Source organism: Paludibacterium sp. (genome assembly GCF_019232825.1).
GTDB lineage: Bacteria > Pseudomonadota > Gammaproteobacteria > Burkholderiales > Chromobacteriaceae > Paludibacterium.
The window spans coordinates 1-15,531 of the sequence record NZ_JAFAND010000043.1; the positions used below are offsets into that span (position 1 = coordinate 1).

At 58.2% G+C, this 15,531-nt stretch carries 16 protein-coding genes; 12 read left to right on the forward strand and 4 right to left on the reverse strand.

Going from position 1 to position 15,531, the window contains the following annotated elements:
* The 4 genes from JOZ06_RS04810 to JOZ06_RS04825 form a co-directional block, all read left to right on the forward strand.
* A partial coding sequence (locus JOZ06_RS04810; RefSeq protein ID WP_293229352.1) for a DUF2345 domain-containing protein occupies window positions 1-558 on the forward strand: 558 nt, incomplete at its 5' end.
* Window positions 559-581: 23 nt separating this feature from the next.
* Entirely contained in the window at window positions 582-2,330 is a 1,749-nt protein-coding gene (locus tag JOZ06_RS04815) for a TIGR02594 family protein (protein WP_293229355.1), read from the forward strand.
* Complete coding sequence (locus JOZ06_RS04820) at window positions 2,320-2,823, forward strand: hypothetical protein (RefSeq protein WP_293229357.1); 504 nt, start codon at window positions 2,320-2,322, stop codon at window positions 2,821-2,823. The genes JOZ06_RS04815 and JOZ06_RS04820 overlap by 11 nt, the downstream gene beginning before the upstream one ends.
* Window positions 2,807-3,187: a hypothetical protein gene (locus JOZ06_RS04825; RefSeq protein WP_293229360.1), complete on the forward strand. Its 381-nt coding sequence runs from the start codon at window positions 2,807-2,809 to the stop codon at window positions 3,185-3,187. Before JOZ06_RS04820 ends, JOZ06_RS04825 begins: the two co-directional genes overlap by 17 nt.
* A gap of 120 nt (window positions 3,188-3,307) precedes the next feature.
* Here the strand turns inward: JOZ06_RS04825 and JOZ06_RS04830 are convergent, their stop codons facing one another.
* From JOZ06_RS04830 to JOZ06_RS04845, 4 genes are all read right to left on the reverse strand, one after another.
* Window positions 3,308-3,553, reverse strand: coding sequence for a type II toxin-antitoxin system HicB family antitoxin (locus tag JOZ06_RS04830; RefSeq protein ID WP_293229362.1), 246 nt, complete (start codon window positions 3,551-3,553; stop codon window positions 3,308-3,310).
* 98 nt (window positions 3,554-3,651) lie between these two features.
* Window positions 3,652-3,843 carry a hypothetical protein gene (locus tag JOZ06_RS04835; protein WP_293229365.1) on the reverse strand — a complete coding sequence of 64 codons (192 nt, stop codon included), beginning with the start codon at window positions 3,841-3,843 and terminating at the stop codon, window positions 3,652-3,654.
* Window positions 3,844-4,458: 615 nt separating this feature from the next.
* A complete protein-coding gene (locus JOZ06_RS04840) occupies window positions 4,459-5,949 on the reverse strand; it encodes an aldehyde dehydrogenase (protein WP_293229368.1) in 1,491 nt (496 codons plus the stop codon).
* A gap of 55 nt (window positions 5,950-6,004) precedes the next feature.
* A complete protein-coding gene (locus JOZ06_RS04845; protein ID WP_293229371.1) occupies window positions 6,005-6,550 on the reverse strand; it encodes a cupin domain-containing protein in 546 nt (181 codons plus the stop codon).
* A 254-nt stretch (window positions 6,551-6,804) separates the two neighbouring features.
* On the opposite strand from JOZ06_RS04845, the gene ald reads away from it, so the two are divergent.
* The 8 genes from ald to JOZ06_RS04885 all read left to right on the forward strand — a co-directional run bounded on the left by ald (window position 6,805) and on the right by JOZ06_RS04885 (window position 15,530).
* Window positions 6,805-7,929: an alanine dehydrogenase gene (gene ald, locus JOZ06_RS04850; protein ID WP_293229373.1), complete on the forward strand. Its 1,125-nt coding sequence runs from the start codon at window positions 6,805-6,807 to the stop codon at window positions 7,927-7,929.
* 11 nt (window positions 7,930-7,940) lie between these two features.
* Window positions 7,941-8,696 (forward strand): gamma-glutamyl-gamma-aminobutyrate hydrolase family protein, encoded by a 756-nt coding sequence (locus JOZ06_RS04855; protein ID WP_293229375.1) that lies wholly within the window; start codon window positions 7,941-7,943, stop codon window positions 8,694-8,696.
* Between the two features lie 62 nt (window positions 8,697-8,758).
* Window positions 8,759-10,093 (forward strand): glutamine synthetase family protein, encoded by a 1,335-nt coding sequence (locus JOZ06_RS04860; RefSeq protein WP_293229378.1) that lies wholly within the window; start codon window positions 8,759-8,761, stop codon window positions 10,091-10,093.
* A gap of 73 nt (window positions 10,094-10,166) precedes the next feature.
* Complete coding sequence (locus tag JOZ06_RS04865) at window positions 10,167-11,531, forward strand: aspartate aminotransferase family protein (RefSeq protein WP_293229381.1); 1,365 nt, start codon at window positions 10,167-10,169, stop codon at window positions 11,529-11,531.
* A 159-nt stretch (window positions 11,532-11,690) separates the two neighbouring features.
* Window positions 11,691-12,551 carry a flagellar motor stator protein MotA gene (gene motA, locus JOZ06_RS04870; protein WP_293229384.1) on the forward strand — a complete coding sequence of 287 codons (861 nt, stop codon included), beginning with the start codon at window positions 11,691-11,693 and terminating at the stop codon, window positions 12,549-12,551.
* A 15-nt stretch (window positions 12,552-12,566) separates the two neighbouring features.
* A complete protein-coding gene (gene motB / locus JOZ06_RS04875; protein ID WP_293229387.1) occupies window positions 12,567-13,460 on the forward strand; it encodes a flagellar motor protein MotB in 894 nt (297 codons plus the stop codon).
* A gap of 35 nt (window positions 13,461-13,495) precedes the next feature.
* Window positions 13,496-14,215: a class I SAM-dependent methyltransferase gene (locus JOZ06_RS04880; protein ID WP_293229390.1), complete on the forward strand. Its 720-nt coding sequence runs from the start codon at window positions 13,496-13,498 to the stop codon at window positions 14,213-14,215.
* On the forward strand, window positions 14,202-15,530 hold the full coding sequence (locus JOZ06_RS04885) for an HDOD domain-containing protein (RefSeq protein WP_293229392.1): 1,329 nt from the start codon (window positions 14,202-14,204) through the stop codon (window positions 15,528-15,530). The genes JOZ06_RS04880 and JOZ06_RS04885 overlap by 14 nt, the downstream gene beginning before the upstream one ends.
* The last annotated feature ends 1 nt before the right edge of the window (window position 15,531 follow it).

Below are 15,531 nucleotides of genomic sequence, written 5' to 3' on the forward strand. Positions count from 1 at the left end.
GTCGTGCTTAACGCCGATAAGGAAATCCTGCTTACCAGCGGCGGCGGTTACATCCGCTTGGTCGGTGGCAACATCGAGGTGCATTGCCCCGGGCAGGTAACTATCAAGGGTGCGAACCATGCGATGAGCGGGCCGGCGAGTATGTCGCCCAGCATGCCGCTGCTGCCGCAAAGCGAGTACCGCAATACGCACAGCTTGCGCTTTGCCTCTGCCCATTCGGATGAGCTGGCACAGGATATGGGGCTGGTCGGGAAACCCTACAAGATTGTCGATGAGACCGGCAAGGTCCATGCATCGGGTTTTGTGCCCAAAAATGGCCGTTTGCCGCGTGTAATGACGGAGGAGCCCCAGCATCTGTCGCTTGCTGTTGGCGAAGATAAGTGGAAGCAACAAGTGCTGCCGCATCCTGCGCAGGAGCCTACACCCACAGCCAGCGAGGCGGCGGAGGATGAGAGCGAGGAAGAGGATCTGAGCAATATGCCGTACGTGGCGGCTTTGCAAGAAGACGGCGCTCCCATCCTTTCGCATGAGATCTTGCAGAAGATCTTGCAGGGTTAACTTTCCGCAGAAGAGCAAAACATATGACGCAATGGACTCGCGCCGAGTACAACACCGATCTCAGAGCGGCAACGTATACCGACAATCAAGGTAATCTCATGGTCCGCTCCGGCGGTAGTTTGCCCTGGCGGGTTAATAACCCTGGCAATCTGCGGCCTCGGCTCAATACGCAAGGTCAGCCGGCGCCCAGAAAGGTAAAGACCCATATCGGCTTTGCCAAAGCAAGAAACGATAAGGGAGAGGAAAGCTATTTCCTGATTTTCCCGGACTACGACACCGGGGTGAATGAACTGCGCGCCAACCTGAAGCGCATCTACAGCAAGAAAACCATTAACGAAGCCATTCATGGTTACGCGCCAAGCAAGGAAAATGATACCTCTGGGTATGTTGATAAGGTGGAAGCGTTCTCCGGCCTTAGCCGAAACCGTATCGTGGGTGAGCTGAACGGTGACGAGTTTGAGCGGTTGGTGCAGGCCATCATTCGTGTCGAAGGCTATAACGATCAGTCGAAGGGCGCGCGCCAGGAAAAAATGCTCAAAGGCACGGATGTCACCTTATCGGATGGGGCATGGCCAGTTCCCAATAAAGAGGTGGTTCTGCGCCAGCAGGGTAAAGATCATGTGCTGAAAACCGATCAGTATGGCCGGTTGCCGACGTTGGTTCACCTGCCAGGGGTTGGCGCCGCCGAGCTGCTGGTGAAGAACTTGAAGGGAGCACTGGAAAGCGTCTGCAAGCTGGATATGTCCGGTGCGGGGAAGAATCTTCTCCTGGTCTGGGACTGTTTGCATGCGCACGCGCCGACCGCGCCGCATCAGCCGTCTAATGGTGCCAAGAAACAGGTTCGTGAAAGTTTTTCTTACGTGGTTCAGCCGGGCGACACCGTTGGCAAAATTGCCAAGAAATTCAAGTCCAGCGTCGATGCAATCAAGCAGGCGAACCAACTCAAGAACGTCAATCAGATTTTCCCGGGGCAGACGCTGGTTATTGTCCCCGAGGGCGCCAAAACACCCACCCACGCAAAGTCGAAACCGAGTCCGTCCTCGGCTCAGACTAGTGCGCCGGCGGCGTCTGCCCCAGCTGCGACGCCTGCACCACCCGGGCAGAAGAGCGCAGAGGCCGCGCGTAGTAAGGATGGAACTGGTTCGCCGCTTGCGTTGTTGAGCCCGGATAATAAGCGTGCGCCGTGGATGAAAATTGCGTTTGAAGAGGCCCATAAATGGGCGGGGAAAGATGAAAATGATATTACGAAAACAAGCAATTATCATGCACTTGATGGAATAAGGTCAGGGAGTTGGAAGGATCGCAAAGGTAATGCCCATGATTTTAAATCGCTGCGGAACGATACTGGCTCACCCTGGTGCGCTTCCTTTGTGAACTATTGCCTACGTCAAGCAAAATATGCCATGTCTGCGAACCCGGCAGGCTCAAATTCATTTGTACAAGATAAGAACTTTGTAAAGGTGGATGCACCTATTTATGGCGCATTGTCTGTTTGGAAAAAGGGCGGAGAAGGACATGTGGCGTTTTGCTATGGGATAGATACGGTTACTGGGGAGGTGATTTGTCTTGGTGGAAACCAAGATGATCGAATCACCTTTATGCTGGGTAAGTCAGGGACAACTAAGAAGCTTGTTGGGTATTTTGTGCCAAAAGCGTATGTGCCAATGGTGAAAAATTTCCAAAATTATTTAAGCAAATTTGATATTGTTGACCTGAATAAATCGATTAATTATAAAAAATACGCTAGGAAGAAAACTTCCCGTGATAGATAAAATATGCTTGTTTGTTATGTTTTCCTTGTTTTCTGCTTTGTCGCTGGCTGGTGAGCGTGGATACAATGCCGTGTATATAGATTATTCTGGAGATATATCTTATTTTAAGGTTTACCGTGAAAAATATTATGACACAGGCGTGAATAAGAATTGCTGGGCTACCTTGAGAGGGTCTGGTGTGGATTCATTCTATTATAAAAAAACACCCAATGGGCTTGATCGTAGTTTGATTGATGGGGTTTTGAAAGGGGATTCTGCTGCGATAAAGAAAGTTTCAATGTTTTTGAGGGGGTATAAGGACGATCAGTTGCTTTCTGGATTTGATGTGGCCTTTTTTGTTGACAAGAGTGGAGTGCAACTAATTTCGGTGGGCGCGTATGGATCCTACAACCGTGAGTCATACAATATCAACAGAAAATCCCCAAATTACATCAAGATAGATCGTGCAATCTGCCAGTCTTTAAAGAAAGTTGACGTTGAGTTTAACCCTTGAGGCGACTTTATTTTGCAGGTCAAAATTAGCATCTACAGCTGTAAAAATGTGTAACTATTTCAAAGTTGCACTTATGGGTGTGCTTTTAATGGTCGGGCGTGCTTGGGCAATGGCTGATGTGATAGAAACACGCTCTCCGGATCAATCCACTGTGATCGAACACGCCTGCAGCGAACAAGGCTGTTCTGCCTGGGTTGATGGCGCTAACGGCAAAACGCCTATCGTGGACAATGCCCACACCACGGATATCAGTGTGCAGTGGCTCAGCAACGATCTGGCCGACGTGCACTTCTCCTGTGGCAGCCCCTGCACGGCGCATTTCTTCTATGGCAAGCGCCAGGTAAGTGCCCGTAACCGACTCTGAGTGCAGGGTAGCGTGCGTTCGCGCAGCAACGCACGGCCTTCGGATTTGCACGCAACGCACATTGCCTACGGCGAATACCTGTTAACAGCGGCCCCAAGTGCCTTCGGTGTGAGGGAGAAGTTATACAACGACCCAAACAAAGCCCACATAGTCTGGGTTGCTGGCGTGAGTTTGTACCGTGTTGGCGACAGGGATATCGTCGCCATCTTCCACAAGTCCTTCCAGATGAAAGTCGATAGCTTCTTTGGCATTGTGCAGCGCTTCATCAAGGGTGTCGCCGGCAGAGAAGCAGCCGGGGATATCGGGAACAATTACCCCAAATGCGTGAGTATCGTCGCCAAGTTCAATTGCGATTGGAAATAGCATTTTTGTGCTCCTGCCTTGCCAAGCGGTAACCCACTATTTACTCCCTATGTAAAAACGCCAGTCAGCGTTAACTGACTGGCTTTGCCTTCCCCTTTTCCTTACCCCCGCAACGCCCCCTGTACATAGCCGAGCTTATAGCTGACGGCGGCGAGCAGGCTGCGCACGGCGTTGGGATCGAGTGCATGGCGATGCTGGGGTGCGAATTGGCGCACCAGATGGTCAACGGTGTGCTGAATGTCACGCAAATCGCGCTGGACGTTGGGCGGGGTGGATGAACGGTCGTGCTTCATGGGGTGCTCCTTGTCTTTTGAACATCAGTAGGAGCTGCCGTAAGGAGGCAGCAGGCAGAGCGAGCACAGCTTTTATGCCGTGCTCGGTGACTCAAGGCTGCCAAGCCTCGTGTTGCTTATTTTCATTCGCAACGGTGACGGAGGTTAGGGGTGAGGGCGGTGTGCGTCAAGGGAGCGCGGTTCGGCTGGCAGTACTGTGCCGCGGTGCTGACGGGTTGGAGTGAAAAAACGGCCAAGCCGGTCGACTGGCTTGGCCGTTTTTGTTTACGAGAGCGAGTACACGCACCGAGGCCGTGCGTTGCTGCGCGAACGCACGCTACTCATTTGGATTGCGAATACCCCCCCTTGCACTTACTCACCCGCCAGGCGAGATGACGCCGTCTCTCCGCTTGGGATCTATCCGTGAGGGTGATTGGTGCAGTGTTGCATTCTGGCTACGCACTCACACGCGGTTGCCCTTTGATGTGCGACAGGTTAACGCGGAAGGGTGTTTAGAATCTCAAACATCATATAGTGTTTTTAACTATATTGTTTGATTTTTTGTAGTGACAAACACTGGCTAAAATAAAAATCGCCACAATGAAATTGTGGCGATTTTCGCTTTACCTAGAGAATTTACAGCTTGATTAAAGTGCTCTTCAGTTCGGTGTATTTCTCCAGCGCGTGCAGCGACTTGTCGCGGCCGTTGCCGGATTGTTTGTAGCCGCCGAAGGGGAAGTTCATGTCGCCGCCTTCGTCGTAGCAGTTGACCCAGACCGTGCCGGCGCGCAAGCGGCGCGACACCTGGTGCGCGGTGGTCAGGTCGGCGGTCCAGACCGCGGCGGCCAGCCCGTATTCGGTGTCGTTGGCGATATGCACCGCTTGATCGATGGTGTCGACGGTGATCACCGACAGCACCGGGCCGAAGATTTCCTCGCGGCAGATGGTCAGATCCGGCCGTTCGCAGTCGAAGATGGTCGGCTCGATGAAGAGTCCCTGCGGGTGCGCGTTGGCGGCCTTGCCGCCGGTCAGCAGGCGCGCGCCTTCGCTTTGACCCTTGTCGATATAGGACAGCACCTTGTCGTATTGAAGGCGATCGACGATGGCGCCCATGTGTGTGGACGGGTCGAGCGGGTCGCCGGGCGCATAGCGTGCCGCGGCCTGTTTCAATTCGGCGAGGAAAACGTCGCGAATTTCGCGTTGTACCAAGACGCGCGAACCGGCGGTACACATTTCACCCATGTTGTAGAAAATGGCGCCGGCCGCAGCGCGCGCAGCGGCGCCGATGTCCTTGCAGTCGGCCAGCACGATGTTGGGGCTCTTGCCGCCGAGTTCGAGCCAGACACGCTTGAGGTTGCTTTGCGCGGCATAGCCGGCGATCAGCTTGCCCACGCCGGTCGAGCCGGTGAAGGCGACGCAGTCGACCTGTTGATGCAGCGCCAGCAATTTGCCGACGTCGCCGGCGCCGGGCAGCACCTGGAAGATGCCGTCGGGAATGCCGGCCTCTTTCGCCAGTTGCCCGAGGCGGATGGCGGTCAGCGGCGATTTCTCCGAGGGCTTGAGGATGACGGCGTTGCCGGCGGCGAGCGCGGGGCCGAATTTCCAGCTGGCCATCAGGATGGGGAAGTTCCACGGCACGATGGCGGCCACCACGCCGATCGGTTCGCGGCTGACCAGGCCGACCAGACTCGGGTCGACCGGGGCCAGCTCGCCGCCCGTCTTGTCGATGGCTTCGGCGAACCATTCGGTGCAGTAAGCCGCGCCTGGCACGTCGACGCTCAGGGTGTCGCCGATCGGCTTGCCGGCGTCCAGGGTTTCCAATAGCGCCAATTCGTCGAGGTGCTGGCGCATCAGCGCGGCGAAGCGCTTGAGAATGCGGCCGCGTTCCCGCGGCGCGAGCCCGGGCCAGTCGCCGTGATCGAATGCCGTGCGCGCGGCGGCTACGGCGCTGTCGACTTCTGCCGGGCCGCACCAGGCGATGTCGCCCAGGCTTTGGCCGGTGGCCGGGTTGATGCAGGGGAAGCGCTTGCCGTCGTGGGCGTCCTGATAGGCGCCATTAATGAAGGCGCGCCCCTCGACCCGGATAGACGCCGCGCGGGCTTGCCATTCGGCATGGGTGAGACTCATCGACATCTCCTTTGTGTGTGCTGCCTGTCGTGCGTTGTTATTCGATTGTGCCGGCTCAGAATGTCGGCGGCGAGCTGGCGCTGACCACCTCGCAGATTCCTTCGCCCATATTGCGGAAGCGGTGCGGCAGGCGGCTGTCGAAGTAGTAGGCGTCGCCCGGGCCGAGCACGCGGCTTTCGCCGTTGACCGTGACTTCGATTTGGCCGCTGATGACCACGCCGCCTTCCTGTCCCTCATGGATCAGCATGTCCGGGCCGGTATCGGCGCCTGGTTCGTAGTGCTCGCGCAAAATGGCGATGTCGCGATGATCGTGCGCGGTGCCCACGAGAAGGAAACGAATCTGATCGTTGCCCAGGTTGGGAAGTTCATCGGCCTGATAGAACACCTTGGGCGTCTGCGGTTCGGCGTCGAAGGTGAAGAAGTCGGCCAGCGTCATCGGCAAGCCTTCCAGCACCTTTTTCAGCGAGCTGATCGATGGGCTGACCCGGTTCTGTTCGATGAGTGAAATGGTGCCATTGGTGACGCCCGCGCGTTTTGCCAGCTCCCGCTGCGACAGTCCGTAGCGATCTCGTACCATTCTCAGGCGTGCGCCTACATCCATTGTCTTTCCTCGTGTTGTTCCGTCTTGCACCGGGGGCGTGCCGATGAAATTGAGATGTTAATAATTTTAGACGTTACCGCGATGTTTGGGCCGATGCAATCGACTTGAGTTGCTGCGATGCAAAATCGATAGTGCTTTGCAATACGCAGATTTTATAGTCAAAATCAGTATCAGACAGCAAGCGGTATGTAAATTTTATTAAACGGCTGTCTGAATCTCAATCCGGACCCAGACATCAATCACAGGAGAGAAGTATGTTAATCGGCGTTCCAAAGGAGATCAAAAATCACGAATACCGCGTGGGCCTGACGCCTTCCGGTGCGCGCGAAATGATCGCCCACGGTCACAAGGTCCTGGTGGAAACCCAGGCTGGCCTCGCCATCGGCTTTACCGATGAACAATACATTGCTTCCGGCGCCGCGATCGCGCCGAGCGCCAAGGCCGTGTTTGATCAGGCCGAAATGATTATCAAGGTCAAGGAGCCGCAACCGGTCGAGTGCCGCATGCTGCGCCCGGGCCAAATTCTGTTTACTTACCTGCACCTGGCTCCGGATCCTGAGCAAACCCGCCTGTTGATCGAGTCGGGCGCCATCGCCGTGGCATACGAAACCGTGACCGACGAACGCGGCGGCCTGCCGCTGTTGGCGCCGATGTCCGAAGTGGCTGGCCGCATGGCGATCCAAGCGGGTGCGCATGCGTTGGAAAAAGCGCAAGGCGGCCGCGGCGTGCTGTTGGGTGGCGTACCGGGCGTAGCGCCGGCCAAGGTGGTGGTCATCGGCGGCGGCGTGGTGGGCTTGAATGCCGCCCGCATGGCGATGGGGCTGGGCGCGGATGTGACCATCCTCGACAAGTCGCTCAACCGTCTGAAGGAAATCGACAACGTATTCGGCGGTCGCATCAAGACCCTGGTATCGAACACTTCGAATATCGAAGAGCAGTGCGAGGCGGCTGATCTGGTCGTCGGCGCCGTGCTGGTGCCGGGCGCATTGGCGCCGAAGCTGGTGACGCGGGCTATGCTGAAGAAGATGCAGGCCGGCGCGGTGCTGGTGGACGTGGCGATCGACCAAGGCGGCTGCTTCGAAACCAGCCATGCCACCACCCACCAAGAACCGACCTACGTCGTCGACGGCGTGGTGCACTACTGCGTGGCCAATATGCCGGGCGGTGTGGCGCGTACTTCGACGTTGGCGTTGTCCAATGCCACCTTGCCGTTCGCGCTGGAACTGGCGAACAAGGGCTGGGCGGGCGCGCTGCTCGACAATCCGCATCTGCGCAACGGCCTGAACGTGTGCCGTGGCAAGGTGACGTTTGAGGCGGTTGCCAAGGACCTCGGCTATCAGTACGTTGATCCGGTCGAGGCAATCAAAGCTTCTTCCTGAAAGAGGTAGGCATGCGGCAAGCGATTATCGGTATTCCATGTGATAACAAGATGATCGGCCTGCTGCCGTTCCACGCGGTCGGCGACAAATATGTCGCCGCCGCGGCGGGCGGCGCGGGGGGTGTTCCCATCCTGATCCCCTCCATGGGGGATGCTTCTCACCGGGAAGCCTTGCTGGATCTGGTCGATGGCGTGTTGCTTCCTGGGTCGCCATCCAATATCGAACCCCATCATTACCAAGGCGAACCGAGCCGTCCGGGCAATCCGGTCGATCCCGCGCGCGACGCCACCACGCTTCCCTTGATTCCCCAACTGATCGAACGCGGCATTCCTGTGCTCGGCATCTGCCGAGGCTTTCAGGAAATGAACGTCGCGCTCGGCGGCGAATTGTTCCAGTACGTGCATGAGGAGCCTGGCTATCGCGACCACCGCGAGCCGGAGGCCGAAGACATGGCGTTGAAGTATGCGCCGGCGCATCTGGTGCATTTCCCCGAAGGCGGGCAGTTCCGTCATTGGCTGGGTTTGGCTGAGTACAAAGTAAACTCGCTGCATGGCCAGGGCGTGCGCCGTTTGGGACCGTCCTTGCGTGCCGAGGCCTTGTCCGAGGATGGGCTGGTCGAGGCATTCAGCGTGCCCGGTTCGAAGTCGTTCGCTTTTGCCGTGCAGTGGCATCCGGAATGGCTTTTCGCCGAAAACCCGGTGTCGATGGCGCTTTTCAAAGCGTTTGGCGAGGCCTGTCTGGCCCGTCGCGCACAGCGCAGCCGCTAAAAATCGGCGCGTTTCTAGAGCCGTTTTAACGGCCGGAAATTGAAATAGAGAGGGATTTTTGCATGAACAACGAGATCATCGAGTGGATGCGAGAGCACCACATCACCGAAGTCGAGTGTATTTTGCCGGATATGACCGGCGTGGCGCGCGGCAAGATCGTTCCGCGCGACAAATTTCTCAGCGACCCTGAAATGCGTTTGCCCGAGGCGGTGCTGATTCAGACCGTCACCGGCGATTATCCGGACGACAGCTATCTGGATGTCACCGACCCGGACATGGTGCTGTTCCCCGATCCCGCAACGCTGCGCTTCGTGCCCTGGGCCGCGGACCCCACGGCACAGCTGATCTATGAGTGCACCCGTTCCGACGGCACGCCGGTGGACGTGTCGCCTCGCAATGTATTGAAACGCGTGCTGTCGTTGTTCGACCAGCACGACTGGGAGCCGGTGGTGGCGCCGGAGATGGAGTTCTATCTGCTTTCGCCCAACCCCGATCCCGATATCCCGCTGGCGCCGCCGATCGGTCGCACTGGTCGCGCCGAGTTCGGCCGCCGTTCGTACTCCATCGATGCGGTCAACGAATTCGACCCGCTGTTCGAGGACATCTACGATTACTGCCATGCGCAGAATTTGGAAGTCGACACGCTGATTCATGAAATCGGCACCGCGCAGATGGAGATCAACTTCCTGCACGGCAACGCGGTGGCGCTGGCCGATCAGGTGTTCTTGTTCAAGCGCACGGTGCGCGAGGCGGCGTTCCGCCACAATATGTACGCCACCTTCATGGCCAAGCCCATGGAGGGCGAGCCCGGCAGCGCGATGCATATCCATCAGAGCATCATTGACCGCGCGACCGGCAAGAACATCTTCACCAATGCGGATGGCACGCCGTCCGAGCATTTCTTCCATTTCATCGGCGGCTTGCAAACCTATCTGCCGCACGCGATGCCGCTGTTCGCGCCGTTCGTCAATTCCTTCCGTCGCCTGTCACGCTATACCGCCGCGCCGACCAATGTGCAGTGGGGCTACGACAACCGCACGGTGGCGTTCCGCGTGCCGCATTCGTCGCCGCAGGCGCGCCGGGTGGAAAACCGCGTGCCGGGCGTGGACGCCAACCCGTATCTCGCCATGGCCGCCACGCTGGCTTGCGGCTATCTCGGCATGATCAACAAAATTCCGGCTTCCGAGCCCTGCCAGAGCGATGCCTATGAACTGCCGTTCCAGTTCCCGCATGGGTCGGAAGAGGCGCTGGCCAAGTTGCGCGAATGCCCGGAGCTGGCCGAAGTGCTGGGTCCGCGCTTTGTGCGCATGTACGTGGCGCTGAAGGAAAAAGAATTTTCTGAGTATTTCCGCGTGATCAGCCCGTGGGAACGTAAGTTCCTGCTGTTGCACGTATAAGGCTGAAACGCGTCGACGCGAGCGCGGCCGGCCAGGAGAAGCTGGCCGCGGGGAATCAACAGGAGAAAACGCAATGAAGCAGCACAATACCGAAGTTCTTCGTCAGCAAGATGCCGCGCACCACCTGCATCCGTTTTCCGACATGCAGTCGCTCAACCGCCAGGGTTCACGCGTGATCACCCACGCAGACGGCATTTATCTGTGGGACTCGGAGGGGAATAAGATCATCGACGGCATGGCGGGCCTGTGGTGCGTCAATATCGGCTACGGCCGCAAGGATCTGCCGGAAGTGGCCAAGAAGCAGATGGAAGAATTGGCCTACTACAACACCTTCTTCAAGACCACCCATCCGGCGGTGGTCGAACTGTCGGCCTTGCTCAACGAAGTGTCGCCGGAAGGCTTCAGCCATGTGTTCTACACCAACTCAGGCTCAGAGTCGGTCGACACCATGATGCGCATGGTGCGCCGTTTTTGGGATGTTCAGGGCAAGCCGCAGAAAAAGACCTTGATCGGCCGTTGGAACGGCTATCACGGCTCGACCATCGGCGGCGCAAGCCTGGGCGGCATGACCTATATGCATGAGCAAGGCGATTTGCCGATTCCGGGTATCGCTCACGTCGAGCAGCCGTGGTGGTACAAGCATGGCAAGGATATGACCCCGGACGAGTTCGGTCTGCAGGCGGCGCGCTGGGTAGAAGAGAAGATTCTGGAAATCGGCGCCGACAAGGTGGCGGCATTCGTCGGCGAACCGATCCAGGGCGCCGGCGGCGTCATCATCCCGCCGGCCACCTACTGGCCGGAAGTCGAGCGCATCTGTCGCAAATACGACGTCCTGTTGGTGGCGGACGAGGTGATCTGTGGCTTCGGTCGCACCGGCGAATGGTTTGGCCATCAAACCTTGGGTTTTCGTCCGGATATCTTCACGACCGCCAAGGGGCTGTCGTCGGGCTATTTGCCGATCGGGGCGGTGTTCGTCGGCGATCGCGTGGCGGAAGGGCTGTTGGCCGGCGGCGACTTCAATCACGGCTTTACCTATTCCGGGCATCCGGTGGCGGCGGCGGTGGCGCAGGCCAATGTGCGCGCGCTGCGTGACGAGGGTATCGTCGAGCGCGTGAAGAACGAAACCGGGCCGTATATGCAAAGACGCTGGCACGAAACCTTTGGCCAGTTTGCTCATGTGGACGACATTCGCGGTGTGGGTCTGATCCAGGCGTTTACCTTGGTCAAGGACCGCGCCAAGCGCGAACTCTTCCCGAATTGGGGCGACATGGGCATGAAGTGCCGCGACATTTTCTTCCGCAACAATCTGATCATGCGCGCCTGCGGCGACCATATCGTTTCGGCGCCGCCGCTCATCATCAGCAAGGAAGAGATCGACAAAATGTTGGGTCTGGCGGCACGTTGCATTGAAACTTTTGAAAAAGAGGTCCTGTTTTAATCGTTTTATGTTCTCTGGTGTATAGTGGAACTATCCGATTTCTGCTTTGCGCTTCGAATAGCGGATTTGGTATAATCAAATCCGCTATTTTTGTTAAAAATAAAAATAGATAGTCATGAAAATGGCTTGTCCGTTTCCTAAAACTATGGGGCAGCGCGCATGTTTGTCGGTATAGGCTATGTGGTGATCCTTTTTTCCACGCTCGGCGGTTTCGTCATGGCCGGTGGCCATTTGGCGGCACTGCTTCAGCCCATCGAACTCATGATGATCGGCGGCGCCGCGGCCGGCGCCTTCGTCGTCGCCAACGGCGGCCCGGCGTTGAAAGCGACGCTCAAGGCCTTCCCGCAGATATTTAAAGGGTCGCCTTACACCAAGGCCTTCTATATGGAGCTCTTCGCGATGCTCTATGAGATCCTGGCCAAAGTCCGCAAAGAAGGGCTGATGTCGATCGAAAACGACGTCGATAACCCCGAATCCAGCCCAATCTTCAGTAAATATCCCGCTATCGGCAAAGATCACCATGTCGTTGAATTTATTTGTGATTATTTGCGCCTGATGGTGGGCGGCAATCTGAATGCCTTCGAAATCGAAAACTTGATGGATGTCGAAATCGAAACCCATCATCACGAGGGCGAGATTCCGGTTTTGGCGGTCAAGGCCATCGCCGATGCCATGCCGGCCTTCGGTATCGTGGCCGCCGTGATGGGCGTGGTGCATACCATGGAGTCGGTGGGCATCCCGCCAGCGGAATTGGGTCTGCTCATCGCGCACGCGCTGGTGGGGACCTTCCTCGGGATTTTGCTTTCCTATGGCTTCGTCGGCCCGCTGGGCACGATTTTGGAGCATCGCCTGAATGACGGCACCCGAGTCTTCCAGACGATCAAGGTCACCATTTTGGCCAGCCTCAACGGTTATGCGCCGCAGGTGGCGGTAGAGTTCGGCCGCAAGGCGCTGTCGTCGCATGATCGCCCGTCCTTCAAGGAATTGGAGGATCACGTCAAGCAGGCCAAAAACCGATAACCCACGAGGCCAGTCATGGCAGATGAATCGCAACGGCCCATTATCGTCAAGCGCATCAAGAAGGGTGGCCACGGCCACCATGGCGGCGCATGGAAGATTGCCTATGCCGACTTCGTGACGGCGATGATGGCGTTCTTTCTGCTGATGTGGCTGCTTGGCTCGGTATCGCAGGGAACGCTTGACGGCATCGCCGATTACTTCAAGACGCCGCTCAAAGTCGCGCTGTCCGGGGGCCAGGGCGCGGGCGACGCCACTTCCGTGGTCAAGGGCGGCGGCACCGATCTGACGCGCAAAGCGGGCCAGGTGAAGAAAAACCCTCAATCCGATCCCGCCAAGGAAAAGGCGCAGTTGACGCAACTGCAGCAGAAGATTCAGCAAACCATCGACACCAGCGTGCAATTGAAGGCGTACAAGAGCCAGCTGAAGTTGGAGATGACGCCCGAAGGTCTGCGCATTCAGATCGTCGACGAGCAGAACCGCTCAATGTTCGCTTCCGGCAGTTCGACACTACTGCCCGCGACCAGCGCGTTGCTGCAGGCGCTGGCCAAGGATCTCAACCAATTGCCCAATCGCTTGAGCATCTCCGGCCACACCGACGCGACGCCGTATAGCGGCGGACTCGGCGGCTATAGCAACTGGGAATTGTCGGCCGACCGGGCCAACGCCGCGCGCCGCGAATTGATCGCCGGCGGCCTGGGGTCCGATAAGGTACTGCGCGTGCAAGGGCTGGCCGATGCCGTGCCGTTGATTCATAGCGATGTGTTTGCCGCCGAGAATCGCCGCATCACCATCGTGGTGCTCAATCGCGATGCCGAGCAGACGATTCTCGATGATGGGATCAAGCCTCCGCTCAACAATGAGCCGATCGGGCCGATCGCTCCGGCGCCGCATACGGGGGCGAACAACTGATTGCTGCCGCGGCAGGGCGCGTCGCGCGCGCGTTGGTGATACAGCTGTCGGCGGCGGTGCTGGCCTGGTACTTTGTCGCGCCGGCGGCGCACCCAGTGGAATGGTCGGCGCTCGCAGGGGTGTTGGCGGTCGCGGCGTCGATGTTGTGGAAGAGTCGGGGTGTGACGGCCTGGATGCAGGGGCTGCCGATTCCTGTGGCCCTGTTGGCTTGGCGCGCGGGGATTCCGCCCTGGGTGTTTCTGGCGGCGTTTTTCGCCACGCTGGCATTTGGCCGCAATGCCTGGCAGGCGCGCGTGCCGCTGTACCGATCGAGCCGCGAGGCGGCGGAAGTGCTGGCCGGGGCATTGACACCCGGCGCGCGTTTGTTGGAAGCTGGCGCCGGAGATGGCCGGCTGGCATTGTGGCTTGCGCGCTTGCGACCCGACGTGCAAATTACCGCGTTGGAGAATGCCTGGGGAAGTTTTTGTCTGGCACGGTTACGCTGGTGGCTGATGGGGCGCCCCGGCAACGTGCGGCTGCGGCCGGCCAGTTTCTGGAGCGTTGATTGGGGTGAGTACGACGCGGTTTATGTGTTTCTTTCTCCAGCGCCAATGCAAAGGGTATGGGAAAAATTTCAATTACAAGCCAAGCCGGGAGCCCTGCTGATCAGCAACACCTTCTCCATTCCCGGGGCCGAACCGACGCGCCGCACGCCGTTGTCCGGCCGCTTGCAGCAATCGCTCCTGTTCTGGCGGATCGAACATGGAACTGAATAGCTGGCTCAATAGCATCGCGGCGCGGCGCTGGCCGATTCTCTCGGGCACCATGACCGAGCTACGGCAAGCCTGCGCGCGCCATAGCGATCTGATCAATTTCACCGACCTGGCAAACCTTACGCTGTCCGATCCGCTCCTGCTGTTCGATTTGATTCGCGTGGTGGGCGGGTCGCGCGCGCTGCAGCGCAACGAAAGCATGCCATCGATCGAGCAAGCGATGATGCTGATCGGCTTGGAGCCGGTGGTGACCCGCTTCAATACCTTGACCGTGCTCGAACCCGTGACCGGCCGCTTGCATCCCGGCGTGGTGGAAGATATTACGATGTGGCTCGCCCATGGCCGCGTGGCAGCGATCATCGCCAAAGATTGGCTGTCGCTGGCGGGCGAGCACAAGGTGGAAGACTGCTACATCGCCGCGCTGATTTACAATCTGCCCGCCTGCTTCTATTTGCTCTACAACAATCGCACCGCGGAACGCCCGCTGTTGCAGGAAGTGTCCGAGGTTTTCGGCGTCGATTATCCCAAGCTGCTTGAGCAGTTCGTCAAGACCGTGCCATTGCCGATGGGCTTGCTCAATATTCTGTCGACCGATCCCGGCGCGAGCCGCCGCAAGCAACTCTTGCGACTGGCGGTGGCCACGGCCAACGGGTTGATCCAGGGCGCTTGGCGTCCTCAGTGGTGGGTGGGCATCGAGGCGGCGGCGCGTTTGATCGGCGTTGGCCCCTCCGTCGCCTATAGCGCCGTGCCGCTCGCTTGCCTGCAAGTGGCACGTTCGCCGCGCGCCATGGCTTACGGCTACCCGGCGCGGGAATTGATCATGATGCCGGGCGAGTTTCACCAGGCGGAGATGCATCGCATCGCGCCGCGTGACGATGAAGGCGAATTGGATACGGCGTTGCGCGATACCGTTCGTCGTCTGGCGCAAGATCTGCATTTCAGTCGCGTCTTGTTCCTGCGTTACGACAATGAGGGCCACTGCCTGAAGCTGCGTTATCAAGTGGGATTGTCGCCGGAACATCCGCTGCGCAACCACGCGGTGGCGCTTGAGCCGGGCACGTTTTTTTCGCTGTTGTCGAGCAAGCCGCAAAGTTTTCATGCGCCGCAGACGGCGCGGGCGAAGATCGCCGAGAGTTATCCGGACGAGTTCTTCGGCCAGATGGCGGGTGGCGCGTTCGCCGCCATGACGGTCTTTACCGGTCATCAGCTTGTTGGTGTGTTCTACGTCGACTATGGCGATGAGCCGGTCACGCTGGATGCCGATATCTATCAACATTTCAAAGAAATCGTGGTGTCGATGACGGCGCCGCACACCTGAC